This window comes from Pseudoduganella lutea (assembly GCF_004209755.1).
Classification (GTDB): Bacteria; Pseudomonadota; Gammaproteobacteria; order Burkholderiales; family Burkholderiaceae_D; genus Rugamonas; species Rugamonas lutea.
In genome coordinates this window covers 5,832,796-5,857,685 of record NZ_CP035913.1, presented here as the reverse complement: position 1 = coordinate 5,857,685, position 24,890 = coordinate 5,832,796, and the positions used below count along the sequence as shown (strand labels likewise).

Here is a 24,890-nt window from a genome sequence, read left to right as displayed (position 1 = left end):
CATGAAAACAGTTACGTTCACACTTGCATTGCTGGCCCTCTGCGGCGAGGCCGCCGCACGGGATCCGGCGTCCGGCAACAGCCCGGGCCATCCGGAAATCGAAGGTTACGTGTCCGTCTGCGCCCAGGCGGTGCCGCAGCGCGAATCGGCCTATCGGGCGCTGCTCGACGAGCCACTCAGTTGCGGCGCCCGGCTGGCGAAAGGCCCGCTGCCCGCGCGCTCGTCCGGGCAGTACAAGGAGCGCTTCGACAAGGCGGCGCTACAGATCGTGCGGGAATCGCGGGGCGATGCCAAGGGCACTCGCGGCGCGTGCGAACATCTTGCGTTAGCCTGCTACAACCGTCACCCCACCTGGTCGACCGAGCAGAAAATGACGGCCTTGCAGGCGATCATGGTCGAGGACGATGAGCGGCGGGAATCATCACCCTGATCGCGGGTAGAGAAAAATAAATCCGAACAGATGCCTGCTCGGCGCTGTTCCAAAGCACGACGGCGAATCGCGGGGTGCCTTGGTCGCAAGTCAGGCATTGCGAGCGATTCGTGGAAGCAGCGCCGTTATTTCACTGAGGACACTGGCTTGGTCAAGTGGTGGTCGATACCCGCCTTCAGGCTTTACGAGCGCTCTTCCGCGGCTGCGGCTGATGCGGGACACATCGAGAAGATCGTCGATCAGACGCACTATGTGGCCGAGTTGCCGCTCCATAATGGTCGAGGCGCGGCACCTGCTCCGCCCTACCGATCTCAGCAACGCCACGCCCGTCCGGATGGGGTCCAGGGGATTGTGCAACTCATGCGCCAGCGTCGGCAGGAATTCATTCTTGTAACGGTTCGCGTCGAGAAGCCGGGCCGCCTAATGGCGCAACACGTCCGGTGGCGTGTTGCGTTCAATGAGATCCGCCGCCTGCCTGGCAATGCTATCGAGCAGGCGCACATTGCTTTCCGGGGGACCGTGCCGACGAGCCCAGTGCGTGGTGATCATGCCGGCGAGGCGCAGGCTTCGTGTCAGCAACGGCTTCGATTGGCCGCTTTCGCCCCGGCCTTGCGAAACTCGTTCAGGTCTTCGCTGCCGGCGATAGAAGCGCTCGATTCGAAATCCGGCACGACAACGCGTTCGCCGAGTTCCAGCGCACGTCCGCAGGTCGTTGCCTGACCTGGTCGCACCCACTACCAGAACTTTAATGCGGCGGCATTTAAGCCGATGCGGGCGATGAGTTCCAGCTGGTCCCGATCGTGATCGTAGCGCTGGATCGTCGCAAAATCCGAACAGATGATCAGGGCAGCCGCTTCGACGAACCATTGATATTGATACAGCGCGCCGATCTGATCTTCGTCGACCAGCATGGCACTCACTGAGTCTTTGACCAGTTTAGCATCCTTGAATTCGGCTTGCAGTTGTCGCTGCGTCTGTACGTCCGCATCGTGAAAAGCCGGATTTTCAAGCTCCGGCTTGTTGTTGTAGACCCTGTATTCATCATTGGCAATCGGTTGATGCCCTTGAAGATGCTTGGACAGGTTACGACACTCAAGGAAGACTTGGGTTTAGGAAATATCGTGCAACTGTGCAGCAAAAAAAACCTCCCGAAATCGACTCTTTATGCACGGCAGTGTGGTTGCAGGACTGAATGTTGGCCAATTGAAACTAATGTCTCTCCCGTTCTTGGCAAGCACAAATTTAATCAGCGTTTAAAGCTTAGTGTACTGAGCGTTGAAATGTGAAAATTCGCTGTTTGCCGAATTGAGACGGATGAAACAAAGAAAGATGACAGTTGCGCCATATCTAAGCGAATTTATAACGTGCCTCAAGAATTATTACTAAGCACCAATCATCCAATACGGGTGTCCTTGCTCGGTCGACGTTAAGCGAATACCGAACCTACTCTGAGGAGCTGCACCGTGCTGGATTAGCGAATGCATATCGTTGATGACTGAACGAGCTTCGGCGACGTAGCCATGACCAAGCAAAGTGAGATCGGCATTGACGACGTTAATGGTATCTATACCCTCCGCGACAGTCACGGGGGGCACCAATCCGGCACGCGGAAAGTCGTGCAGCCACCGAGATGCTTCCACAGCCATGTCCCTGCTTGAGACGTAGAGAGTCGTCCGATCAGAAATAGCACGATAAGCAGCACAATGCTGCTGAAATTTCCGAACATCGACGTCAGGCGCTGCTAAAATGAACTGGCCGAACTGTATTCCTGTACGTCGCTGCGCATTACCTGCAATGCGGTCAACCGCGCGCAGTACGGCGCGATTGCCCATACTATGCGCGATAACATGAACCCGACGGGCGCCACTATACCGTGCAAAATCGCATAAGTAATCGGCAAGAATCATTTCATCAAGCTCGATTGTGGCCGCATCCGCTAAATACATATTCGCTTCACCTCGCGATGCCCAGCTAAAAAAAGCCATCGCCCCTTTCACTTGCATGTCGAACCCGATCTGTGCAGTACGCAAGGCCGCCTCTTCAAAGTCAACATTAAATCCGTGAACGAAGATTACCGCATCGCGTTCTTCGATCGGAGACCTTGATAATTTTAAAGCGACACTTGCCCAGAATGTCTCTTCAGCCACGCGCTCGACCGCCAACAACTGCAGTCGATCATCATTGCACGTGAGAATGCGCTTCCACCACGGTGAACCAACTGATCCAATCTTGTGCGATTTCGGAACGAACACTGTACAAGAACCATAGTGAACTTTGCCATCATGTTGAACTCCATATCCTTTTGAAGGATCTGCTCGATCTACTAGACTACGTGTAGTCGCGTACCAGATTTTATACTCAGCATCGCTTACTGGGTCAACTGTGCGAAAACCTGCGCATGTGAGAAGGTTTTGACCCACCGCCCGCAATAAGCCGGGCTGTGCCGTTTCCCAACGCGGCGACGCTTGCGCCCCGCTCTGTAAGAAATTAAAGGCATTGAATTGACTCTGCAATATGTTCAGAACCTTAATAGGGTCAAAGTCTACGAGTTCTTTGCCGAAATTGAGTAGCTTTGGGGTATTTATTAAAGCTTCGATTTCAATCCGCTGCTGGAAATTGCTCGCTAGGAGGAGTAAAACAGATCGGGCCACGTCACCGTAAGACGGCACATCGACTGCATCACATGGCAGGGAAAACTCCAACCCAATTGCCGAAGCCACGTCTTCACCTGATAGTTGGACAGTAGACGGAGAGTGGCAGGCACGAATGAGCTGATTCACATATTGAACCGCTTTCTCGTCACTTAATCTTGTTATGGCTGATTCTAGCGGTGTCACGTTATATAACCTTTGACTGTCGATGGAAATGGGCGACTCTGATCAACTATCTCGAGTGTGGATACGACGGCGCTCGTCTTCCAGTTGAGTAAGGTTGTACGCACTGAGGCTATCCAATGACTTGTGATAGTACCGGTCTGCCGCTTCAAGATCGCACAATTCCATAGATATCGCCCAGAGCTGTTCGTATATTATCGCAATGCCAAGCAGGTCCCCTCGGCGCTCTGCTATTCCAAGGAATTTGAGGCACCAATTGTTAGCCATGTCGAAATTGCGTTGCTCCATTGCCAATATGCCGAGACGATAGTACGTATGCGCGGCGTTAGTCTTATCTTCCTTATTCAGGAAGTCCAGCGACTTACGGTACCACCCCTCGGCTACGTCTAACGCTCGCCGCTCCTCTGCGATCATCCCGAGTTGATGACATGTTTCTGCGGCGCCGAGGCTATTGCGGAGCTCGGCCCTTATTTTGAACGACTTTAGATACCACCCCTCCGCTATATCAAAGTCACGTCGTGCTTGCGCGACCTCCCCAAGTTGATGGTAGGTAGTCGCTGTACTGAAGTCGTTGCCGAGCCGCTCTTTTATCTCTAGCGCCTTGCGATACTCGCTCTCAGCCACATCGAAGCGATTCTGCTTCGAAGCTAAAATTCCGAGCTGATGATGAGTGTTAGCTAAGCCGAGTTCATCACGAATACGCTCCCTAATGTTCATCGATTTACGGTACCATACTTCAGCCACGTCAAATTTGTGGTAGTGCGCAGCTAAGACACCGAGCTGGTGAAGGGTGGTTGCGGCGGCACGTTCCTCGCCCAGGCGCTCGGTTATTCCAAGCGCCTTGTTGTAACATATTTCGGCCAGATGAAAATCGCCCCGCGAATGGGCCAGCGTTCCAAGTTGATGACAGGTTGCCGCAATCCCGGATTCGTCACCGAGCTCCTCCTTAATTCCTAATGCCCTGCGATATTCCCCCTCGGCCATATTAAGGTCGCGTCGCTCTTGGGCCAAAAGTCCGAGCTGATGATGGGCACCAGCCACGCCGCGCTTATCGCATAGGCGCTCCTTAATCTTCAAAGACTTTCGGTACCACTCCTCAGCCACATTGACTTGCATCCCTCGCGCAGCCACCATTCCGAGCATGTGGTAGGCTACCGACGCATGGGTGTCATTTCCGTGCATTTCAGAATGCTGCGCTAAAGTTTCGAAATACGTGCGAGCTTGCGACATATCCTGCCGCTCATAGGCATAGTTACCTAGATATTGCATTAACGTGCCATAGTCTTTAGGACTAACAAAATCATCGACCATCTTGCATGCTTGCTCGACACTCTTACCAAAGAACGAATAGAATGTATGTTGGGAGTGTAACGGGCTGCTTACGTTCAGACCGACTAAAGTCGCCATAGTAGCCACAAAAGCATGGCGCCATGCCTGCGCTGCGGCGCTGTCAACAACGCTTTTCGCCTCGCCGCGCAGATAGCAGACGAGCGCCGGATGCAGTTTGAATATATTGCAGCCTATTTCCTGTGCGAGTCCCGCCGCCTCTAACATCTCCATGGCGTTTTGCGTCTGCTGAGCTGTAAATGGTTGAGCAGCTCTACTTGCCATATTGGCTAGCTCGGCCGTGTCTACATTGCCGCCGTGCAATCCAACTGGGTATAGCAAAGGTTTAAGTTTAGTTGGCAGCCCACCCTGAACGTAGCACAACGTTGCGTAAAGCTGGCGCTCTATCGAATTGAAGCTGGCAGGTTCTGCCAGGTATTGCGCCATCGCCTGCATCAACGTAGCAGGGCTTTCTCGTGCTAACTTGGGTAAAATGACACGCATCATCAGTGGATGCCCTTCCATACTCGTGATCAGGTCAGTCGTTTTATGGTCTTTAGGATTAAGCCGGATGCCATGGTCGGACAGAATATGCTGCGCCAACTCCTCGCGCTCTTCGCCCTGCAGGCCACTTAACGGAATTCGCCAGCACTCTGAAGTATCCAGCCAGTCCTCATCGGTACGGCTCGTGATGAGTACCTTACTTTTACCTCCGCGCAGCTGCTGGAGAAAATGTTTGAGCCGTTGACGGTCATCTGCCGAAATGAGGCAGCCCGATGTTTCATCCGTCCCAACATCAGCAGTATTGTTCGTACATTTGAAGTCGTCCCAAACGATCAAGAGTGGGGCATTCCGTAGGAAGCGTACAAGCTGTGACCACTTCTGGGCTCCCGGCTCAGCGATAGCCTCGATACCTAAGGTGGCCTCGACTAGTCGGCTGAGCACGTAATCCGCAAAACCAGTATCCACGAACGATATCCATACGATCTTCGGCGGTAGACCTTCGGTGCGCGCCAACCAATCGATATAGCCGCGCACCAGCGTTGTCTTGCCCACTCCGCCCATACCGTGCACCAGCAGAGCAGCAGGTGGCCGGCGGCTAGCGCGCTCTAATGCCAACACTGCGCTATCGCGACCGATCAGACCATACGGCGTTTCACTGGTGTCGAGCCGAGCCGCCTCAGGAATGACGAACTCGGAAGCATGCGTTTCAACGTGGGTTTGTTTAGTGAATTTAAAGTGCAGGGGTTGCTGCTGGTACAAAACCGGTACGAGCCAGTCCTGAAGGGCAAAGCCGGATCTACGTTCGGGATGCGCAACGAGTGCTTGGCGGCCAGCACGGGTTGCGTCAGCTACACTACCAGACTCAAACAGTCGCCGGTAGAATGGTGGCAGAAACTCCCGAGCCGCACTCACGTACAGCGAGTAGCCCATAGCTACAACGCTACGCACACCAGCCTTCAATAGCGAAGTAGCGACTGAGGCAAAGGCATCTTCGGCTTCCGCATCTAGCGTAGCCGATTGGCAGGCATTGAGCACGGCGATTGGAATGCGATGCTCACGCAGCAGTTGGCTTAGCAGCTCTCCTGTAACAAACGCTTCGCTTCCGTCGTGCTGCTCAAATATGAGCTGCCCCTGTGCTCCTTTCAGCTTTTGACCAGTCTTGTCAGACTCAATGCCGAATCCACCGTGACCGTCAAAATGCACGATATGGTAAGCACCCGGGTTTGCCTGAAGCTCCGCACGCAACTGATCGAAAGTGGGCGGACGGAGTAGCTTGACTCTGGCAGGCAGATTTTCCTTGTGAATGAGTTCAACCAAGGGACGCGAGATACTTCGATAGCCTACGTCGGCGTCGTAGGGACGTGCGGTAACTAGCAAGATACCGATGCTTTCACGCGAAAGCGCCGGATGCGGCTCAGGAGGATCTTCCAAGTACTGAAGCTGGCGCTCGATGCGGCAGTGAAGCGCCAAGTCGCCAACCAGAGGATCATGCAACGCCTCCCATGGCCAAGCAAGCACCCGCGCATCGTCACTGGTAATAATTAGGTGCAGTTCCGCATGGGCGCTACGAGTGGCATCACGGTACCAATCTCGAGCTTTATCTTGGCCGAATAAGGCATTAAACGCCTGTATACCCCACTCCTTGAGCGCGGTTGTAACGCGTTCGGCGCGCTGCTGGTTGGGCCCGTATGGATAGTCCAGGTAATACTCCAGATACCACGTAAGCTCATCACCCAGGCGCGAATTGGTCTGGCTCAGCGCTAGTGCTAGTGGATCGGCGACTGCGACCGCTGCCGCTTCTCTGATACTATCAGGGAGAATTCGCTGTACCCTGAAGTGAAAACCGTCACCTTCCGGGTCATGTCGGATTTCCAACTTTTGCATAAGGCATCCCCTTCATCTCCGAAGTTAATGCTGTCATGGCGCGAGTATTTGACGACTGACGAAAAATTTTTACATGATAAGAACTGTGCGCAGTTTGGAATACCAGAGCGCCCACTATCCGTTTTATTGCTGTGGTAGTTCTTCCTTCTTAGGCTGCAGCTGATGCATCATCCAGTTTCAACCTAATTGCAAACAGAAGCAAGCCTTGCTGCGTGAGTTGTTAAAGTGTCTGCTTTACGTCTTCACGAAGGCCATGTGTTAAGACGAATGGCATGCCATGCCGCTGAGTTATTGAACATAAAGCGCCAGTAGGCGGGACGGCTTCAGACAGGAAATCGGCAACGCGATTGTGGACAGTTGGCAATAAGCATTAGCATACGGTGCAACGAACGTCAGGGTCGAGACCGTTCAGCCTGGTCGTGCCGATCGACCTGTACATCTAGGCCGCCGCTGCCGCCGCGGGTTAAGGTAGTCCCGCCTGCGCACACGGCACCGCGCAGCATTCAATTGCGAAGCTTCTTATCCTGCTCGCGAAACAGCACTCATTGCAGTCCAATACCATCGGAAATGCCATTACTGCTGAGTCCCTCCGCTCATGCGGCTTGGAGATCTCACGGCGACGAACTATCACTCAGCAATTCGTCAGGTCGCGACATCCATAGGCGTGCTGGCATATGACGCTCGCTTCATCATAACCAGCTTGTTACCGAAAGGCCTTTCAATGACCTTCGGCCCGCACTGTGACGGCCGACGTCTCCCGCCCGGGCCAGCGCCGGCCCGTTAACCGACGGATGCCTCCTGGCGTTTTTTTCGCAGCGCGGCAGCATGACGATCACCAGCGCCACCAGTGAATGGCCAGCATGGTTGCACTGATGGGGCTGTTCAAGAACACGGTCGAGTCACTGCGCGACAGCAGCAAGGCACGCCGCTAATACTCCTCCTTGATCGGCCCGGTAATGAAGCCGAGCATCAGGGCCGCCGGTCCGCATTCAAGCTTGGCGCAGAGATAGCGAACAGGCCGAATGCCCCATCAGGTAAATGTCGAAGTCGCTGTTGTTCAGGCTGACCACCCCGATCGCGCAGAATAGCAGGATGGCCAGATACAGCAGGTGATAGGGCACCATGATCATGCGCACCCAGAGGCCGATCATAGGCCTATTCAGGACGATCAGGAAAAAATTCCCGATCCACATCGATGCGATGATGCCCCCGGAACAGTTCAGGCTGTTCAGTCATCACCGCCGGCCCCAACTGAATGCCCTGGATGATCGTCGCTCCGATCGTCAGCGCCATCACCGGGTTCGAAGGAATCCCCAGCATCAGCATCGGAATGAACGAGACCTGCGCGCCCGCGTTGTTGGCCGCTTCGGGCGCCGCGACGCGATCATCCCCGCATGGGCATACGCATCCCGTTTCCGCGGGATGGCTTTCATGTGGGACTTGATGGTGTCCCCGCGCCCGCCAGGCCGGTCGGGCCCGCGCTGCTTTGAACGGCCTTCGCCGACAAGGCGCAGCATCTCGATGCCGCCCTGGGTCAAGGCATCGAACTAGACGTGGTTTACCAGGCTGGCGGCAACCGGCTGGCCTCACTTATCGCCCAAGTGGCAAGCCCGCCGGCATCGGCGACCGCTGGCGCAGCGCTGCGCGTCGATGGCGGTGTCGTCAAGAACGCCTCATAACCCGTGTCATCGGCCGACCGCCACGGTCGGTTCAAGGGCTTCCGGCGCCTGCGGCGCCATCCACACGAATTCCCACACATGGCCATCCAGGTCTTCGAAGGCATGGCTGTACATGAAACCGTGGTCTTGTGGCTCGCGTGGCGCCCTGCCACCGGCCGCAAGTGCTTTCGCGACGATTCCATCGACTTCCTCGCGGCTTTCGCAGCTCAGGCAGATCAGCACGCCGGTCGCCTCTTTCGCTTGCGCAAGGGGTTTGTCGATGAAGGTCTTGAAGAAATCCCGGGTCAGCAGCATGGCGTGGATGCTGCCTTCGTTGATGACCAGACAGGCACCGCTCTCGTTGGTGAACTGCGCATTGAAGGCATAGCCCAGCGCCTGGAAGAAAGCCTTGGATTTGTCGAGGTCTGTGACGGGCAGGTTGACGAAGATCTGCTTGTTCATGACGTCCTTTCGATGAAGTTGGGTGGAATGACGGGTTCTGCACTGTCACGACGAACGATACCGCGTGAAATCGACAGGTGATCAAAAAATTATGGTGCGTCCGTCGGCGTCGCCAGCCATGACGTAAACCGCTCTGCCACGGCCGCCTCTTTGCCTGTTACATGCCCGGCACCGATCCGGCACGGCCATGTCATGTTTGTCACGTTCGGTCTGGAAATCATCGGAATGGTTACCCAGGCATCAACGCGCAAGTGCGGCAGTAATGGACCGGTATCCGAATGCAATCCGAAAGAAAAATTCCATGACAAAAATATTGCATGATTGTGCCAACCGAAAAATCAGTAAAAGTGATACCCTAGCCTCCAATGTGATAGCTATCGACCGGCCCGACAACACCGCAATGAGGAACGATGCAGAATTTCGCGCCAAGCTTTCAACTGAACATCGCGATCGACAGACCGATTGCCGCCGCCCTGTCGGACGTCATCTGCCAGGTTCAGGCGAATAACGGTCATGTGTTGCAGATGGAGTCTTTTACGTCCGACGCGGTCATTCTTCACATATCGGTCCGGGATGCCAGCTATGCGGTACTGACCGCGATGCTGAGCGCGATTGCCTGCGTGACCGAAAAACCGCTTGCTTCCGGAAATATCGTGGACCGGTCCATCAGCCAGGAACAGCTGGTGGGTCGCCTGACAGTCAACGCACTGTCACATTGATGCCGTATCAAGCCGAACACTTGAAGTGAACGCAGTCTTTACCCTGACGCCTCCGTGCGTCGATTGCTGGAGGAGACATGGCCAACGCCTTCGATCAACCCGCCCACGTGATGGTGGTCGACGATGCCGCCTTCGAACGCCTGATGCTGGTCGATCTGCTGAGTGAAGCAGGCTACCATGTAACGTCCGCCAACACGGGGACGCAGGCCTATGAGCTGGCGAAGACGGACCTGCCGGACCTCATCCTGCTCGATGCGAAGATGCCCGACCTCGATGGCTTTGCGTGCTGCCGCCTGCTGCAGGCTTCCCCGGCCACGAGCGGAATTCCGGTCATTTTCCTCAGCGGTGCGGACAGTCCGCTGGAACGGGTCACTGGGTTGATGGCGGGCGCCGTCGACTACATCACGAAGCCGTTCGACAGCGAGGAACTGCTGGTCCGGATCGGCATCCACTTGCGCCTGGCACAACGGCATGGGCCGGCGAAAGGGTTTTCCGCCGAGGATGGCGACGCCGATGCGGTGTTGCTGACCGCCGCCAAGCGGGTCATTGCCGAGAATATCGGCAATCTGCCGGGCTTGACGGAAATCGCCCACCGGGTCGGCACCTATCGCGAAAAACTCAATCAGTTATTCCGCGCGCGGGTAGGCTGCAGCGTCTTTGAGTACGTACGCGAACTACGCGTCGAGCGCGCCACCACCCTGCTGCGCGATACGGAGATGGAGGTGCGCGATATTGCGCAACTGGTGGGATTCCAGAACGCCGGCAATTTCGCTACCGCATTCAAGGATCGAACCGGTTATACGCCGACCGCGTTCAGGAGCGCCCTGCATCGCCGTGTTCCTGCAAGTGTTGACCAGCGGACCGGGGCCGGGCAAGGTCGCGGCTAGCATCGACACGCCTGACGTATGCCAGTGTCACGGTATTTTTGTGACTATCAAAAAGCAACAAACCTGCCAAAACATCGTAAAACCTGCCTTGGGCGTTCGCCACCCGATAACGCTGATCTATAATTCTCTTCGACTCACCCCTGCCTGGCATCCTACTGATAACACTCACCCCTGGCAGTTCATCTGAACAACCCCTGCAGTGCCCACCCCTGGCAGCTCCCATGACCCAGCAATCCCACCCCGGCATAACTGGCAGCAACGACGACGCAACCGAGTATTACTCGACAAAGGAAGCCGCTGCCATCCTGGGCGTTGCGCACCGCACCGTGCAGCTGTGGGTCGAGAGCGGCGTGCTGCAAGCGTGGAAGACGGCCGGTGGCCACCGCCGCATCGTCAAGGCGTCGGTGGAAAGGCTGGTGCTCGAACGCCGCCAGGCGCGTGCGGTGAGCGCCAGCGCGGCGGCGCAGGTACGTCACCGCGTGCTCGTCGTGGACGATGAACCAGCCATGCTGCAGCGGTACGAATTGGAACTGTCCGGCTGGGATATGCAGATCGACATCGTCAAGGCCCGGGACGGCTTCGACGCGCTGCTCGAGATCGGGCGCGAGCGCCCGCGGATCCTGGTCACGGACCTGCAGATGCAGGGCATGGACGGGGTCCGCATGATCCAGAAACTGCGCGCGAACCCGGACTACGCCGGCATGCAGGTCATCGTGGTCAGCGGGTTGGAACGCTCGACGATATCGTCGATGTCGCTACCGGCCGACATACGGGTGCTGCCGAAGCCATTGCCGTTCGAGCAACTGCGCAGCGCCATCGGGTCCGCGCTGCAGGCTGGTTGATCGCTGGGGCCCGGGAGCCAGGACGCCTTGACTCCCCGGCCGGCCGGCCAGTAATCGTACGAACTTGGTTATGCCTGGACAAGAAACACTGTTATCGGACGCACGTTGCCAAGCGTAAATCGTACGAGTATCATTTTTATCGTTTATGGCATGCGCGACACGGTCGGGCGGTGCCATAGTCGACTCCCAGCGGGGACCTGCCATGCAAGCGCTGGCAAAGAAGTCGTACCATCCCTACAATGCAACGAGTGCCGCGCGCCGTCTTGGACAAATCAAATCGAAGGCCCGAAATGTCACATCCACATTGGATCCCGCCAGCCGTGTCGGACCCTGCCAACCAGGACCGCGCAAGGAGCTGGCTGATCATTCCCGACCTGCTTTCCGTCATCGATATGCCGACCGCGACGTTCGACCACGTCAACCCGGCATGGACCCGCGTACTGGGGTGGGATGAGCGCGACGTGACGGGACAGCATTACGCGCAATTTGTTCATCCGGAAGACCGCGCCGCCAGCGAAGCCGCTTTCAGGCAGGTGCGTGATGGCGAGCCGATATTGAACTTCGAGAACCGCTACCGGCACAAGGATGGCAGCTACCGGTGGCTGTCCTGGGCAGCGGTACCGGAAGGATCGAAACTGTTTTCACGTGCGCTCGACGTCACCGTCCACAAGGCGGCCATGCGCGAACTGGCCGAGCGCACGATCGAGCACGAACAGATATGGCAGTTGAGCCAGGATCTGCTGGGCGTTACCGATTCGTCAGGCCGGTGGATCAGCGTCAATCCCGCTTTCTCCCGGATATTCGGCTGGGATACCGAGGCTTTATTGGGACGCACCTCGGAATGGCTGGAACATCCGGATGACCGCGAGCAGACCAGGCAGGAAATACGCAAGCTGGGAAAAGGCGATACGACCATCAAGTTCGAGAATCGTTTTCGCGCGAAGGATGGGAGCTACCGGTGGCTCTGCTGGAATGCCGTGCCGCATGGCGGGCGGGTGTTCTGCGTGGCGCGGGATGTAACGGATGAGCATGGTTGAGGTGGCGGGATATCCAGCTACTGGAAAGAAGCCGCATTGCCGGACGCGCATTCCGCTACGGGCACGATAACGGTACCCGCGGCGTTCGGATGCCTTGCCGGCGGGCGCTACAATGCTGCCTTTGCCCTGGAGCCGCCGTGAACTGGGATTATCCCGCGCCGCATGTCTTGCCCGTCCGTCCCGCCGCCGGCGACATCGATGGGCTGGACCATACCAACAACGCCGTGTACGTGCGCTGGTGCGAGCAGGCCGGCTGGTCGCACTCGGTGGCCCTGGGGCTCGACCTGGGCGCCTGGCGCCGGCTGAACCGGGCGATGGCGATCGGCCATGCGGCCTACGATTACTTGCTGCCGACGGGCCTCGGCGACGAGCTGCTGCTGGGCACCTGGCTGGTGGCAACGGATGGCCGCCTGACGATGGAGCGCCGTTTCCAGCTCGTGCGGGCGGCGGACGGCGCCACGGTGATGCGCGGACGCTGGCACCTGGTCTGCATCGAGATCGACAGCGGCAAGCCGCGCCGCCTGCCGCCGGCGTTCTGCGCGGCCTATCTGCCGGCGGTCGTCAGCCAACAATAAGCGTCGCGCCAGCTGGCCATGCCAGCCGTGCGCCACATGCCAGGCCTTCCCCGGCCGGTCGCGCCCGACGGCAAACCGAACGTTCAGGCTCACGGACGAGCCGATGCGCCTGCCTGGCCGCGGCGCGACAGCGCCTGGAATCCCGCGCCATCTTTCCGCTCAGAGTAAACATCGGCTGTCGGCAGTAATTGATCCCGGCACCGTTCCCCTTTACTTTACGTTTCACGATAACGAAAGAGCATGCCCGCACTGGCCGCTTTCCAGGACGGGCAATGCAAGGAGACGTACCACCCGCGGCCCGGCCGGAACCCGGCACCGCACCTCTGGGAGCACCGCCTTGTCCACTCACCTGATTGCCATTTGCGTACTGGCGCTGATGTTCGTCATCGCCACTGCACTGCCCATCAATATGGGCGTCATCGCCTTTGTCGGCGCCTTCCTGGTCGGTACGCTCGTCGCCGGCTTGCAGGCCAAGGGCATCATGGCCGGCTTTCCGGCCGAACTGTTCCTGACCCTGGTCGGCATCACCTTCCTGTTTGCCCAGGCCCAGAACAACGGCACCATCGACTGGCTGGTGAGGCTGGCGGTGCGCGCCGTGGGCGGGCGCATCGCCGCCATTCCCTGGGTGATGTTCGCCATCACCGCCCTGCTGACGGGCGTCGGTGCCGTGAGCCCGGCGGCCGTGGCCATCATCGCGCCGATCGCGCTGGGCTTTGCCGCCAAGTACAACATCAATCCCTTGATGATGGGCCTGATGGTGATCCACGGTGCCCAGGGCGGCGGCTTCTCGCCGATCAGCATCTACGGCGGCATCACCAACAAGGTGGTGAACGAAGCGGGACTGCCGATCTCGGAACTGACGACCGCGTTCGTCAGCCTGGGAGTGAATTTCACCGTCTCGCTGCTGCTGTTCATTGTCTTTGGCGGCATGAAACTGATGCGCCAGCAGGCGCCCAGGCCGGCGGCCGGGCTTGGCGGCCTGGTGCCGCCATTCGGCGCGACCGTCGCGGTGGCGGCGCAGGGGCCGCAGATCTATGGCGATGCCGAAGCCGAAGCGGCCAGCGAGGAGCGGCTGACGCAACAGCGTTCCGGCGCGGCCGTCGGCGCGATCGGCCCGGCCGGCAGCGCGGCTGGCAGTGGCGGCACAGGCCCCGCGGGGGCCGGCGCGCAACTGGACGAAGGCGCAACGTTCCAGCAGATCGTCACCGTGACCGGCCTGCTCGCGCTGGCCGTGCTGACGCTGATGTACAAGCTCGATATCGGCTTCGTCGCCATCTCGATCGGCCTGCTGATCTCGCTGATGTCGCCGCAGGTGCAGAAACGCGCCATCGGCCAGGTGTCGTGGCCCGAGATCATGCTGATCGTGGGCGTAAGCACCTATGTGGGCGTGATGCAGAAGATGGGCACGATCACCTGGGTCGGCGACAGCGTCGCCAGCCTGACTTCGCCGCTGGTGGTGGCGCTGTTGCTGCTGTTCGTCGGCGCCATCGTGTCGGCGTTCGCCTCGTCGACGGCCGTGCTGGGTTCCCTGATCCCGTTGGCCGTGCCGTTCCTGCAAGGCGGTACCGGCGTCGACCCGATCGGCTTCATCGCCGCCATGGCGGTGGCGTCCACCATCGTCGATGTGAGTCCGTTCTCGACCAACGGCGCCCTGGTGCTGGCCAGCGCCCAGCATATCGACCGCGACGTCTTCCTGCGCCAGCTGATGATCTATGGCGCTATCGTGACGCTGGTTGCGCCGGTCGTGGTGTGGGTCCTGTTCGTGGTGCTGTGAGCTTGCCGTCGGCCCGGCTTTCACGGCCGGGCCATCCCCTTGCCCGCCCTGCGCGGGCCGCATTCACCCCCTGACAACATTCACGGCAAGCATGACTGGTATTGCATCATAGAATTGGAAGTTTGCGCGGCTCACCTATATAACGGTCGTATCGGATCGCATCGCGATCGCCACCGTCCCCAGGAGCCGCACCATGAAACAAGCCCTCGCCATCGTCGTCCGCACCCTGTTGTCCGCTGCCCGCAACCGCGCCGTGCTGGCACTGCGCACGCAGGCCGAGATCGCCAGGCCTCCCCGGCTGGATCACCGCCTGAACGCCGGCGGCTGGAACTGATCAGGCAACACCCCGCCGCGTTCCGCGGTCCACACGTCATTCGCGCCATGACGCCACGCGCGCGTCAGCCTGGATCAGCGCCGCATACCCTGGCATTGGCCTAGAGCTGTGAAGTCGGCACGACGGGCTCGGGCGGGAACGCCACCGGCTGCGCGGCGACGTGGCCCGGCGCCCAGCGCAGGTAGAACAGGAAACGGTTCGGTGCATAGTCGATCGAGCGGTCCAGGCTGAAGCGGCCGCCGACGAACAGGGCCCGCGCGGCCTGGTATTCCCATGTCAAGGCAAGCCCCCTGCCGGTGCCGCGGCCCTTGCCGCCGGCGTAGCGCGGGGTATAGAAGGCCGCCGCGCCGACCGCGTCCGCCTCGGCCTGCAAGCCGGCATCGAGCGGGTAGAACGCCGCATCCTTCGTGCGGGAACGGGAGACGGCAATCGACGCCCGTACCGCGACCGCCAGGGCGCCGAAGCGCTGGCCCCAGGTGACCGGCAACGACAGCGAGCGGTACGCGGCCGGGCTGTAATACCCGCCGTGGCCGAAACTGTATTCGCCGGCATTGTGGCTGAAACGCCATGCCATCGCCGTGGCGCCGACCGACAGCAGACGGTGGCGCTCGTTGACGACCCGGACCGTGACACCGGCCATCCCCTGCACACGGCGGTTCGACTGCACGTGCTTGCCCGTCAACACATGCCAGCCCAGGTTGGCCCAGCCGCCGAAACGCCCGCCCTGATCGAGGCTGCCGCTGAGCGCGGCGCCATTCACGGTGACGCCGCCCCACGTGCGGCCCGTGCCCGGATCCTTCATGCCCGCATACGACAGCACCGATGCCGCCAGCGCCCGCCGCGACAGCTCGATGCCCCAGCCGGCCGGGCCGACGTCGCCGCGGTACGACACACCGCCCAGCAGCGACGTGACAGCGAAGCCGAGCGGCGTGGTGCCCACATCCGCCCGCCACGGCCCGCGTGCCCAGGCGGCGTTCAATGCCACGCCCTGCGCCTTCACGTTGCGGGCGGGCGCGCAGTCGGGCTGGCACAGCAGGATGGTGCCGGCGTCGCGCGCCGCGGGAGACGCGGTGTCCAGCGTGCCGGCGCGGGCGGACACCACGTCGGCACGCAGGGCGATGCGATCAAGCCCCGCCTGCGGCAACCGATATTCGGCGACCCACTCGTCCATGGCAAGGTCGGAGCGGCCTGGCGTGCCGGTACGGGTCTGGTGATCGACCGCCGACGACACCCAGCCGGCACGGCGGTCGACCAGGCCCGCCAGCCGGTCGCGCCGCCAGTCCGGCAGCACCGGCCCGGCAACGGCATTGCCGCGCCGGTAGAAGCCGATGGCATCGTCGACGCGCCCCGCCCGCTCGGCCAGTGCCCCGGCCCGGTCCAGCAGCCCCTGTTCGGCCGGATGACGCGCCAGTTGCGCCCGCAGCGCGACGTCGGCACGGGCCAGGTCGCCTGCTTCGTCGAGCGCGATCAGCACGCCGGCGGCATCGGCCACCGCATCGGGCGGCGCATCGGCCAAATCGAGCACGGCTTGCGCCTGCGCACGCGCACCGGCCCGGTCGCCACGCGCGGCCAGCAGTTCGGCGATGGCCGCGGCGGCGGGTGCGTCATGCGGGCTCGCCGCCTGCCATTGCCGCAGCGTGGCGAGTGCCGCATCCGTGTCGCCGCGCGCCCGTTCGGTGCGCGCACGTTCCGCAAGCACCGCCGGGGTCTCGGGCAGCCCGGCAAGCGCGCGCAAGGCGTTATCGGTATCGCCCGCTTCGCGCAGCCGCGCCGCCCGTCGCACGGCGATCGTCGTCTCCAGAGTGCGCCCCGCAGCAAGCGCATCGGCATCGAGCGCCATGCCTTCCAGGCCGGACAACGTGCGCAGGGCTTCGTCGTCCGCGCCGATCGCCGCCATCGCCGACACGACTTCGAGTACGTGCGCGGGCTCGCCGCCGTAGCGCCCCAGTGCTTCGCGCAGCATTGCCAGCGCCGCTTCCCGGTCGCTGGAGGCGCGCGCCCTGGCTGCGATCGCGGCCACGTCCAGCCGCGCCAGCTGCGCCGCCATCTCGGCGCTGCGCTGTGCGGCGGGAATCGCGCGCAGCAGGTCGGCCGCCTCGGCCTCGCGGCCCTGGCTGCCGAGGAACAGCGCATACGCGTAGCGCGTGGCAGGGTCTTCCGGCTGGCGTGCCAGCAGCGCGTCGAACAGCGCCCTGCCGCGTTCCGGTTCGCCCCGTGCCGCGTACCGGCCGGCGAGCGCCCGGCGCAGCCACGGGTCGGCCGGGTCCAGCGCGGCGGCCTGTTCGTACAGCGCGATGGCGGCGGCATCGTCGACCCGGGCGGCCGCCGCTTCGGCATCGCGTACCAGCGCCGCGGCCCGCAGGCGCGTGATCTCGCGATCGAGCTCGGCCCGCCTCGCAGCCGGCAGCGCCGCCAGCAGCGGCGCGGCGCCGGCCTGGTCACCCTGGCGGATCAGGAAGCCGGCCAGGCCGGCCAGCACGTCTTCGCTTTTCGGTGCCTTCGACAGGGCCTCGCGGAACAACCGGCCGGCGCCTTCGGGATCGCCGCGCAGCTCGGCCAGTTCCGCCTCGGCCAGCAGGCCGGCCGGTTCGCGCGGGTCCAGCGTGCGCGCCTGGGCGAGCAGGTCCCCGGCACGCCCGTACTCGGCGGCGTTCATCGCATCGCGCGCGGCACGCTGCAAGGCCCAGAAGCGCGCCACGCGCCCCATCGCCTGCCAGCGGCTGCCGCCGCCGGCACGCTGCGCGTCGGCGAAATAGGTTTCCGCGCGAGCGTGTTCGCCACGGCGCAGGTGGAGCGTGCCAAGCCCGCCCAGCACGTCGGGGTCGCGCGGGCGGGTGCGCAACGCTTCGTGCAAGGCGCTTTGCGCGTCGTCCAGACGCCCGGCCTCCAGCGCCGTCAGCCCGCGCCGGCGCGCCTGCCAGCCGGGATCGGCCGCCAGCCGGCGCTGCACGTCGATGTCTTGCGCGAGGTGCGCGCGCTGCGCCACCATTGCCGTGTCCTCCGTATCCTGCACGGCCAGGTAATCATCGATCAGGGCCAGGCTGGCCGCGTTGGCCGGCAGCCGCAGCAGGCCCTTGCGCCAGACCTCGCGCGCCTCCTGCCGGTAGCGCGGCACGGCCGCGATGCGGATCACCTTTTCCAGCATGGCCGGCCGCACCTGCCGCTCGAATTCAAGCCTGGCCAGCGCCAGCAGGTAGCCGGGGTGCTGCGGGTGCTCGCGGACGAGCCGCTGCGTGCCCGCGATCGCCCGGTCGTAGCCGCCGGAGGTGCGGCCGACGAGTTGCCAGTACTCGAGCGCCAGGTCGCCCGTGAGCGGCTCGCGGGCATCGAGCTGGCGATAGAGGGACAGCGCCTGGTCCACCCGGTCGGTACGTGCCAGCCCGCGCGCATTGCGGATTGTCTGGGCTTCCGGCCCCTGCTCGCGCAGCAGGCCCCGGTACTGGGCCAGCCCCGGATGGCGTGGTGCCGCGGCGCGCAGCTTCGCAGCGGTCGCGGCCGCGTCGGCTGTTTTGCCGAGCCGATGCTGCGCGAGTGCCTTGCCTGCCAGCGCATCGGGCTGGCCGGGCGCCAGCCGCAGTACCTTGTCCAGCTCCGCCAGCGCCAGGTCGTCGCGCCCGCGGCCTTCCCAGAACGCGGCGCGCTCGAGCAGCATCGCCGTCGCATCGCCCTGCGCCCAGGCCGCCGGCCCGGCCAGCAGGGCGAACGCCAGTGCGACGATCAGGCGCCACATTGCGCGCTATCCCTCACTGGCCCGCGCGCAAGCGCCGCATGGCGATCGCCCGCAGCGAGCGCCACAGGGCGAAGGCGAATACCAGCACCGCCGCGACCGCGAGCAGGCCGAGCAGGATGGGATGGCGCGACATCGCATACCACACCGACGTCCACCAGGGCAGGTCGCCGACCGTGTAGGTGGCCCCGGACAGCACGCTGTCGACGCGCTTGCCGCGCACGAAGGCGGCGCTGCCGGACACATTGCCGCCATCGAGCGCATCGAGCACGGCCGGCAGCAGCGACGGCTCGCTGGCCGTCAGCGCGACCACGCTGCGTTCGCCGGCCACCGGGGACTCGAAGCCGAGCACCAGCGCCAGCGGACCGCCGCCGGCGAACGAGGAGCTCGCCGATATGGCCGGGTCGGCGCCGCTGCGCATGCCGCGCCAGCCGAACGGGAACCCGGCGTCCGCCGGCTGGCTGACGCTGCGCGTGCCCCCTTCCAGCGTGGCCGGCAACCGATCGCGCCAGGCGGCGAGCAAGGGCATGCGGCTGCCGACCAGCAGCAGGTCGCGGTCCTTCACGGCGTTCGTGTCGCCGGGACCGGCCACCCGCACGCTGGTGGCCGGATAGCCGGTGGCGGCGCCGAAGCGGCCCATTACGCCGAGCAGTGTCGCGATTTCCGCCGCGGCCGGCGCATCGGGCAGCACGACGGTGGTCTGCGCGAGGTCGGCGTATTTCGTGAACGGGAAGCCGGCATCGGCGAAATAGCGCAGGTTCGGCATCTGCGCATAGTGCGGGTGGCCCGAGAAATCGATGGTCGAATCGGGATCGATCGCCGCGCGCACGTTTTCCACCGGCGATTCGCGGCACGCCCCCTCCTTCTGGTAGCTGAACGAGAACGCGTACTGCAGCTGGTTGCGCGCGCCAAGCTGGAACGCCGGCACGCGGACCTGCACGCCGGCCGGCACCATGCCTTCGGCCAGGAGGGGCAACTGCACGCGGGCCGCGCTCGCACCCGCATCCGGCAGCAGGTTGAACGAGCGCACCAGTTCGTCGTTGACGGCCATCGTCAGGCGCGACTCGGCCGGTCGCAGCGGCGGGGAATAGCGGTACTTCAGCTCGACGGGAATGCCGTGGCTGTTCCACACGAACAGGTCGGGCGGAATGCGCAGGTTCAGCCTGATCGGCTCCGGCGTGTGGCCGGTCACCTGCAGCTGGCGCACGTCCTCGGCCAGTTCGCCGAACCGCATCGGCCGGTCCAGGCGCACCCAGTTCGGTGCATCGTACGGCTTGCGCGGCGCGGCGGCGCGGGTGTCCCTCACCGTCACGCGCATGCCCGACAGCGCCTGGCCGCCGCGGGCCAGCGCCAGCGCCGCCGTGCGCAGTTCGCCCGCATCGCGCCCGCCGATGACCAGCAGCGCACCGTTCGGGTCGGCCGGATTGACGGCCACGCGCAGTTCCGGGCCGGCGAAGGGCGGCATGTCGGCCAAGGCGGCGGGCCGCTCCGCATTCGTGGCAATGACCACAGCATGTCCGGCCGGCAGCGCCGCTCCGGCCACCGGGAAGCGCGTGCCGCGCCATGCGGCCAGGCTGCCGAACCACGATGCCGTCACGGCGGCGGCCTGCAGCGCATCGCGGGACGGCCGCGCGGCCAGCACGAACGGCAGTTCCAGGCGGCGGTTGTCGCGCGCATCGAAGAACGGTTCGGGCAGGCGCGCCAGGTCCGGCGCGGCCGGCAGCGGGCGCACCGTCAGCTCCACCGCGCTGGCGCCGCTGACCTGTGCCCACAAACTCGAATGCAGCGGGTCCTCGCATTCCATCGCATAGTGGCCGATGAACTGCAGCGTCAGCGCGTTGTACTCCGCGACCAGGCGCGGGTCCAGTTCCAGCTCGGCCGCCTGCGACTTGCCGGCATTCTCGCGCGGCAGCGGCAGTGTTGCCACCACCTCGTCGTTCAGCAGCACCTTCAGGTGCGACAGGTTCGCGATCAGTGCCGGCGACCAGCTGTAGCGCAGCCTCAGCACGGCGCGCGTCACCAGTTCGTCGGAACGGGTGCCGAAGCGCAGCACGGCCTTGCCGTCCGTCGAGCGCAGCGGGATCACGGCACCGCCGCCCAGCGCCGAGAAGGCATGGCGGCGCACGTTGTCGGCCGCAGCCGGTGCCACTGCGGCGGCAGCTGGGGCAGATTCCGGCCGGGCCGGCTGCGCCGCGGCGGCGCCCGCATGGAGGACAAGACAAAGGGACAGCAGGCGGCCGAGCCGCTTTGGTATTCTGTTGGTCATGGGTTCTCCATCGGCCGCGCCGGGCGTGGCGCCAGCGTGCCGAGCCAGCGGCCCAGCCGGGCCAGTCGCGCATTGTGGCGCGGCATCATGCCGAGGCGGGCCAGCTGCAGGATGCCCCGCAGGCCGATCCTCAGCACGTTCTTCAGGCCATCGAGCGGCCGGTCCGCCGGCCGGCCCTCGGCCCAGTCGACCCAGGCGTCGGCACGGGCGAACGTGCACTGCACCAGCATGCTCTGCTCCTCCTGGCTGGCGAGCTGCCACTGCAGCCGGACACGCGTGGCGTCCGCGCCGATCACGCTGGCGTGGAACGCATGTTCCTCGTCCCCGCGCCACAGCGATACCAGCACGCTGTCGCCCGCCTGCAGGCCGGTGGGAGCCAGCGGCGCCAGCGCGGCGCCGCTCTCCGAGAAGTCCACCGTCTCGCAGCGCAGCAGGCGGCCGTCCGGCAGGTGCAGCACCGCGGGCAGCTTGATGGCGACACGGTGCGACAGCCGCACCTGGCGGGTCTCGGAGGCCACCGAGATCGCGGCGCCCAGCAGCAGCACGTTGTAGACCGTCCAGGCGATGTTGACCAGCACCGTGCCGGTTTCGTCGGCCGGCCCGGTCGCCAGCCGCCACAGGCCGGCGCCCAAGCCTAGTACATTCAGCCCGACGATGACCAGGTACGGCAGCGAAATGGTCCAGTCGAAGTACTGGTCCTCCACCAGGCCGCCCTTGGCGGTGACGTTGAACTTGCCCTTGCCGGGATCGAGCAGCGCCACCAGTGTCGGCCGCACCGTGTACCAGGCCAGCACGGTTTCATACACCTCGGCCCAGAACGAATGCCGGTGCTCGCCCTGGATGCGCGAGTTGGTCAGGTTGGCATGGGCGATATGAGGCAGCACGTACAGCAGCACCGCGAGCGCCGGCGCGTAGATCACGTAGGCGTGGAAGAACAGGAATGCCAGCGGCGCCGTCAGGAACACCAGGCGCGGTCCGCCGTTCAGGAAGTGCATCATCGCGTTGCCGTAGCAGACCCGCTGCAGCCAGGTCAGGCCGCGGCCGAAGAACGGGTTATCGACGCGGAAGATCTGCGCCATGCCGCGCGCCCAGCGGATGCGCTGGCCGATGTGCGCCGACAGGCTCTCGGTCGCCAGCCCGGCCGCCAGCGGCACGTTCAGGTAGGCCGAGTGATAGCCCAGGCGGTGCATCTTGAGTGCCGTGTGCGCATCCTCGGTCACGGTCTCCACGGCAATGCCGCCCACCTCTTCCAGCGGACCGCGCCGGAGGACGGCGCACGAGCCGCAAAAGAACGTGGCGTCCCACAGGTCATTGCCGTCCTGGATCACGCCATAGAACAGTTCACCCTCGTTCGGCGTTTCGCGAAACAGGTTCAGGTTGCGTTCGAACGGGTCGGGCGAAAAGAAATGGTGCGGCGTCTGCATCAGCGCCAGTTTCGGGTCGTGCAGGAACCAGCCCATGGTGGACTGCAGGAACGAACGGGTGGGAATGTGATCGCAGTCGAAGATGGCGATGTATTCGCCACCGGTCTGCTTCAGCGCGTGGTTCAGGTTGCCCGCCTTGGCATGCCGGTTGTCCGGACGCACGATATAGCCGACGCCCGCCTCCTCCGCGAACTGGCGCATTTCATCGCGCCGCCCGTCGTCGAGCAGGTAGACGTTGAGGCGGTCGCGCGGCCAGTCGATGCCGGTGGCCGCGTACACGGTGGGCCGCACCACCTTCAGCGGCTCGTTGTACGTCGGGATATAGATATCGACCGATGGCCACTCGCGCACCGTTGGCGGCAAGGGCAACGGCTGGCGGCGCAGCGGCCATGCGCTCTGCATGTAGCCCAGCATGAGCACCACCCAGGTGTACATCTCGGCCAACAGCAGCAGCAGGCCCCAGCCGGCGTCCAGCGGCGCACTCCAGTTCAGCGTCTCCGTCACGCGCCACCACATGTAGCGGGCCGACGCGGTCACGGACAGCACGATCAGCAGCAGCGTGGCGACCGGCCCCGGCACCTGCCGGACGGCCAGCGCGATGCACCACAGGACCAGCACGAAGGTGAACTGGGCCACGGGTCCGAACGGGGTCGTCACGCACAGCAGCGCAAGCATGGCGGCGATGCCGTAGGCGCTCCAGCGCACTGCCGGGGCATCCCACAGCGGATGGTCGGCGATGCGCTCGGCCTTCGCTTCGGCGGCCTTGCCGCGTGTGCCGAGCCAGTCCTGGGCGAACGCCCGCGCCTGGCGCCAGCCATGCCGCGCCGCGCGCGCCCCACGCCGCAGCGGCAGCGGCACCGGTGCGCCCGCCGATTCGCCACGCTGGCGCACGAACACCAGGTACAGCGCCTGGAGCAGGATGCGCAGCGGATCGCCGGCGCGCGGGCGCGACAGGTCGACGTGCGGGAATAGCCGGACCAGCGCCGCCACGGCCCGGCCGCGCAACAGCAACTGGGCGAAGCGGTACGGCAGCGATGCGCCCGCGTCGATGCCCAGCAGCGCATGGAGCCGGACCATCGTGCCCGTCTTGCTCATCTTGCTGATTGTGCTCGCTGTGCTCATGGCGCGTCGGCCCCGCGGCCGAGCCGCGCCAGCGTCCACGTGGCGAGCGTGGCAAACTCATGCGCGGCCTGGCTGGCCGGCGCGAAGTCCAGCACGCCCTGCTTGCAGGCCAGCGCGTCGGAGACATGGGTGTCGCGGTGCAGCGTGACCGGTGCCAGGGCATTGCCGGCCATCGCACGTAGCAGCAACACGAGGTCGCGATGCAGGGGCCGGGCCGGTTCGAAATGGTTCAGCAGCAGGCAGGCAGGCGGCGCGCCACTGCGCTGGCTGCGCTCGACGATGCGCCCGGCGACGGCATACGATACGGGATCCGGCGCCAGCACCACCAGCACCAGGTCGGCCGCGGCAAGGGCCTGCGCCGCGAACGGCGATGGCAGCCGCGGGCAATCGCACACGGCAACCGTTTCCGGTGGCAGGTCGAGGGCAGCCAGCTCGCGGCCCAGCCAGCCGGGCTCGTTGTGGAACAGGTCCGCCAGCGCGGCCAACTCGCTGTCGTCGGCCAGTTCGCCGAACGGCACGAAATCGGTACCGGCGGCGCTCCGGTATGCCGCCTCGCGCCAGTCGCCGCCCGCCAGCAGTGCCGGGCCGAGGCCGAAGCGGTCGTCCCAGTGCATGCCGAACGGCAGGCGCAGCGTGTTGTCGGGATTGATGTCGAATGCCAGCGCCGGATGCCCGGCCGCGTGCAGCGCCCTGGCCAGGCCGGCGGCGACCGTGGTGACGCCGGCGCCCCCGGAAGCGCCCATCACGGCGACCGTCCTCATGTCGCGGGCGGCTCTGGTTCCATGCCCTGCACCTCGGCCAGCAGCGGCCAGCGCAGCGCCGCGTGCAGCGCGGCCTGGTCACGCAGCAGTTCGCGGTACTGCGCCGCCTCGCCGGGCTGCCCGAAGCGCATGTACAACCTGCCGATATCGTCGCCATACGGCGCGGCTCCGGGTAACTTCTTTGACATCCCGGCATCCCTTCCCTATCGATGTTCCTATAACGCAACTATAGGAATAAGTTTTTCGGGAGCATCTCGAGTTTTCTCAAGGAAATTCTAGTACACTAATGCCTGCAGCCCGCCCAGATCCCCGGCGGATGACAGT

At 63.5% G+C, this 24,890-nt stretch carries 20 protein-coding genes and 1 pseudogene; 9 read left to right on the top strand and 12 right to left on the bottom strand.

Annotation, left to right across the window (positions count from 1 at the left end):
- Nucleotide 1: 1 nt before the first annotated feature.
- On the top strand, nucleotides 2-430 hold the full coding sequence (locus EWM63_RS24830; RefSeq protein ID WP_130188911.1) for a hypothetical protein: 429 nt from the start codon (nucleotides 2-4) through the stop codon (nucleotides 428-430).
- Between the two features lie 90 nt (nucleotides 431-520).
- Here EWM63_RS24830 and EWM63_RS33085 read toward each other — a convergent pair whose 3' ends face one another.
- The 6 genes from EWM63_RS33085 to EWM63_RS33075 all read right to left on the bottom strand — a co-directional run bounded on the left by EWM63_RS33085 (nucleotide 521) and on the right by EWM63_RS33075 (nucleotide 8,304).
- A complete protein-coding gene (locus EWM63_RS33085) occupies nucleotides 521-787 on the bottom strand; it encodes a histidine kinase (protein WP_207221148.1) in 267 nt (88 codons plus the stop codon).
- A 377-nt stretch (nucleotides 788-1,164) separates the two neighbouring features.
- Nucleotides 1,165-1,341 carry a hypothetical protein gene (locus tag EWM63_RS31875; protein ID WP_165390912.1) on the bottom strand — a complete coding sequence of 59 codons (177 nt, stop codon included), beginning with the start codon at nucleotides 1,339-1,341 and terminating at the stop codon, nucleotides 1,165-1,167.
- A 471-nt stretch (nucleotides 1,342-1,812) separates the two neighbouring features.
- Nucleotides 1,813-3,267 (bottom strand): alpha/beta hydrolase, encoded by a 1,455-nt coding sequence (locus tag EWM63_RS24820; protein WP_165390911.1) that lies wholly within the window; start codon nucleotides 3,265-3,267, stop codon nucleotides 1,813-1,815.
- A 42-nt stretch (nucleotides 3,268-3,309) separates the two neighbouring features.
- Nucleotides 3,310-6,978 carry a tetratricopeptide repeat protein gene (locus tag EWM63_RS24815; RefSeq protein ID WP_130188909.1) on the bottom strand — a complete coding sequence of 1,223 codons (3,669 nt, stop codon included), beginning with the start codon at nucleotides 6,976-6,978 and terminating at the stop codon, nucleotides 3,310-3,312.
- 989 nt (nucleotides 6,979-7,967) lie between these two features.
- Nucleotides 7,968-8,171: a tripartite tricarboxylate transporter permease gene (locus EWM63_RS33080; RefSeq protein WP_371861123.1), complete on the bottom strand. Its 204-nt coding sequence runs from the start codon at nucleotides 8,169-8,171 to the stop codon at nucleotides 7,968-7,970.
- On the bottom strand, nucleotides 8,134-8,304 hold the full coding sequence (locus tag EWM63_RS33075; RefSeq protein ID WP_371861122.1) for a tripartite tricarboxylate transporter permease: 171 nt from the start codon (nucleotides 8,302-8,304) through the stop codon (nucleotides 8,134-8,136). Before EWM63_RS33075 ends, EWM63_RS33080 begins: the two co-directional genes overlap by 38 nt.
- 254 nt (nucleotides 8,305-8,558) lie before the next feature.
- Here EWM63_RS33075 and EWM63_RS24805 point away from each other — a divergent pair.
- Nucleotides 8,559-8,657, top strand: a pseudogene (locus EWM63_RS24805) (oxidoreductase); the annotation flags it as partial.
- A 6-nt stretch (nucleotides 8,658-8,663) separates the two neighbouring features.
- Here EWM63_RS24805 and EWM63_RS24800 read toward each other — a convergent pair.
- Complete coding sequence (locus EWM63_RS24800) at nucleotides 8,664-9,098, bottom strand: VOC family protein (RefSeq protein ID WP_130188908.1); 435 nt, start codon at nucleotides 9,096-9,098, stop codon at nucleotides 8,664-8,666.
- A gap of 410 nt (nucleotides 9,099-9,508) precedes the next feature.
- Between EWM63_RS24800 and EWM63_RS24795 the strand changes: the two genes are divergently transcribed.
- The 7 genes from EWM63_RS24795 to EWM63_RS31870 all read left to right on the top strand — a co-directional run bounded on the left by EWM63_RS24795 (nucleotide 9,509) and on the right by EWM63_RS31870 (nucleotide 15,266).
- Nucleotides 9,509-9,817, top strand: coding sequence for a hypothetical protein (locus tag EWM63_RS24795; RefSeq protein ID WP_130188907.1), 309 nt, complete (start codon nucleotides 9,509-9,511; stop codon nucleotides 9,815-9,817).
- 77 nt (nucleotides 9,818-9,894) lie between these two features.
- Entirely contained in the window at nucleotides 9,895-10,704 is an 810-nt protein-coding gene (locus tag EWM63_RS24790) for a response regulator transcription factor (RefSeq protein WP_130188906.1), read from the top strand.
- A 221-nt stretch (nucleotides 10,705-10,925) separates the two neighbouring features.
- On the top strand, nucleotides 10,926-11,546 hold the full coding sequence (locus tag EWM63_RS24785; RefSeq protein ID WP_130188905.1) for a response regulator: 621 nt from the start codon (nucleotides 10,926-10,928) through the stop codon (nucleotides 11,544-11,546).
- 290 nt (nucleotides 11,547-11,836) lie between these two features.
- Nucleotides 11,837-12,583: a PAS domain-containing protein gene (locus EWM63_RS24780; RefSeq protein ID WP_165390910.1), complete on the top strand. Its 747-nt coding sequence runs from the start codon at nucleotides 11,837-11,839 to the stop codon at nucleotides 12,581-12,583.
- A gap of 137 nt (nucleotides 12,584-12,720) precedes the next feature.
- A complete protein-coding gene (locus tag EWM63_RS24775; protein WP_207221147.1) occupies nucleotides 12,721-13,158 on the top strand; it encodes an acyl-CoA thioesterase in 438 nt (145 codons plus the stop codon).
- A 337-nt stretch (nucleotides 13,159-13,495) separates the two neighbouring features.
- Nucleotides 13,496-14,932, top strand: a complete 1,437-nt coding sequence (locus EWM63_RS24770; RefSeq protein WP_130188902.1) for an SLC13 family permease — start codon at nucleotides 13,496-13,498, stop codon at nucleotides 14,930-14,932.
- 193 nt (nucleotides 14,933-15,125) lie between these two features.
- Entirely contained in the window at nucleotides 15,126-15,266 is a 141-nt protein-coding gene (locus tag EWM63_RS31870; RefSeq protein ID WP_165390909.1) for a hypothetical protein, read from the top strand.
- 100 nt (nucleotides 15,267-15,366) lie between these two features.
- Here the strand turns inward: EWM63_RS31870 and EWM63_RS24765 are convergent, their stop codons facing one another.
- From EWM63_RS24765 to bcsR, 5 genes are read right to left on the bottom strand one after another with little or no spacing between them, the layout of a single operon-like run.
- Nucleotides 15,367-18,996, bottom strand: a complete 3,630-nt coding sequence (locus EWM63_RS24765; RefSeq protein WP_130188901.1) for a cellulose synthase subunit BcsC-related outer membrane protein — start codon at nucleotides 18,994-18,996, stop codon at nucleotides 15,367-15,369.
- Nucleotides 18,997-19,009: 13 nt separating this feature from the next.
- On the bottom strand, nucleotides 19,010-21,259 hold the full coding sequence (gene bcsB, locus EWM63_RS24760; protein ID WP_130188900.1) for a cellulose biosynthesis cyclic di-GMP-binding regulatory protein BcsB: 2,250 nt from the start codon (nucleotides 21,257-21,259) through the stop codon (nucleotides 19,010-19,012).
- A complete protein-coding gene (bcsA, locus tag EWM63_RS24755) occupies nucleotides 21,256-23,805 on the bottom strand; it encodes a UDP-forming cellulose synthase catalytic subunit (protein ID WP_130188899.1) in 2,550 nt (849 codons plus the stop codon). Before bcsA ends, bcsB begins: the two co-directional genes overlap by 4 nt.
- Complete coding sequence (bcsQ, locus tag EWM63_RS24750) at nucleotides 23,802-24,566, bottom strand: cellulose biosynthesis protein BcsQ (protein WP_130188898.1); 765 nt, start codon at nucleotides 24,564-24,566, stop codon at nucleotides 23,802-23,804. Before bcsQ ends, bcsA begins: the two co-directional genes overlap by 4 nt.
- Nucleotides 24,563-24,754: a BcsR/BcsP family cellulose biosynthesis protein gene (gene bcsR / locus EWM63_RS24745; RefSeq protein ID WP_130188897.1), complete on the bottom strand. Its 192-nt coding sequence runs from the start codon at nucleotides 24,752-24,754 to the stop codon at nucleotides 24,563-24,565. The genes bcsQ and bcsR overlap by 4 nt, the downstream gene beginning before the upstream one ends.
- Nucleotides 24,755-24,890 lie beyond the last annotated feature (136 nt).

Excerpts from the sequence above, each read along its gene's own strand:
- EWM63_RS24830 (WP_130188911.1), top strand. The coding sequence starts at position 2 with ATGAAAACAGTTACGTTCACACTTGCATTGCTGGCCCTCTGCGGCGAG.
- EWM63_RS31875 (WP_165390912.1), bottom strand. The coding sequence starts at position 1,341 with ATGCTGGTCGACGAAGATCAGATCGGCGCGCTGTATCAATATCAATGG.
- EWM63_RS24815 (WP_130188909.1), bottom strand. The coding sequence starts at position 6,978 with ATGCAAAAGTTGGAAATCCGACATGACCCGGAAGGTGACGGTTTTCAC.
- EWM63_RS33080 (WP_371861123.1), bottom strand. The coding sequence starts at position 8,171 with ATGTGGATCGGGAATTTTTTCCTGATCGTCCTGAATAGGCCTATGATC.
- EWM63_RS33075 (WP_371861122.1), bottom strand. The coding sequence starts at position 8,304 with ATGCTGATGCTGGGGATTCCTTCGAACCCGGTGATGGCGCTGACGATC.
- EWM63_RS24800 (WP_130188908.1), bottom strand. The coding sequence starts at position 9,098 with ATGAACAAGCAGATCTTCGTCAACCTGCCCGTCACAGACCTCGACAAA.
- EWM63_RS24795 (WP_130188907.1), top strand. The coding sequence starts at position 9,509 with ATGCAGAATTTCGCGCCAAGCTTTCAACTGAACATCGCGATCGACAGA.
- EWM63_RS24790 (WP_130188906.1), top strand. The coding sequence starts at position 9,895 with ATGGCCAACGCCTTCGATCAACCCGCCCACGTGATGGTGGTCGACGAT.
- EWM63_RS24785 (WP_130188905.1), top strand. The coding sequence starts at position 10,926 with ATGACCCAGCAATCCCACCCCGGCATAACTGGCAGCAACGACGACGCA.
- EWM63_RS24780 (WP_165390910.1), top strand. The coding sequence starts at position 11,837 with ATGTCACATCCACATTGGATCCCGCCAGCCGTGTCGGACCCTGCCAAC.
- EWM63_RS31870 (WP_165390909.1), top strand. The coding sequence starts at position 15,126 with ATGAAACAAGCCCTCGCCATCGTCGTCCGCACCCTGTTGTCCGCTGCC.
- EWM63_RS24765 (WP_130188901.1), bottom strand. The coding sequence starts at position 18,996 with ATGTGGCGCCTGATCGTCGCACTGGCGTTCGCCCTGCTGGCCGGGCCG.
- bcsB (WP_130188900.1), bottom strand. The coding sequence starts at position 21,259 with ATGACCAACAGAATACCAAAGCGGCTCGGCCGCCTGCTGTCCCTTTGT.
- bcsA (WP_130188899.1), bottom strand. The coding sequence starts at position 23,805 with ATGAGCACAGCGAGCACAATCAGCAAGATGAGCAAGACGGGCACGATG.
- bcsQ (WP_130188898.1), bottom strand. The coding sequence starts at position 24,566 with ATGAGGACGGTCGCCGTGATGGGCGCTTCCGGGGGCGCCGGCGTCACC.
- bcsR (WP_130188897.1), bottom strand. The coding sequence starts at position 24,754 with ATGTCAAAGAAGTTACCCGGAGCCGCGCCGTATGGCGACGATATCGGC.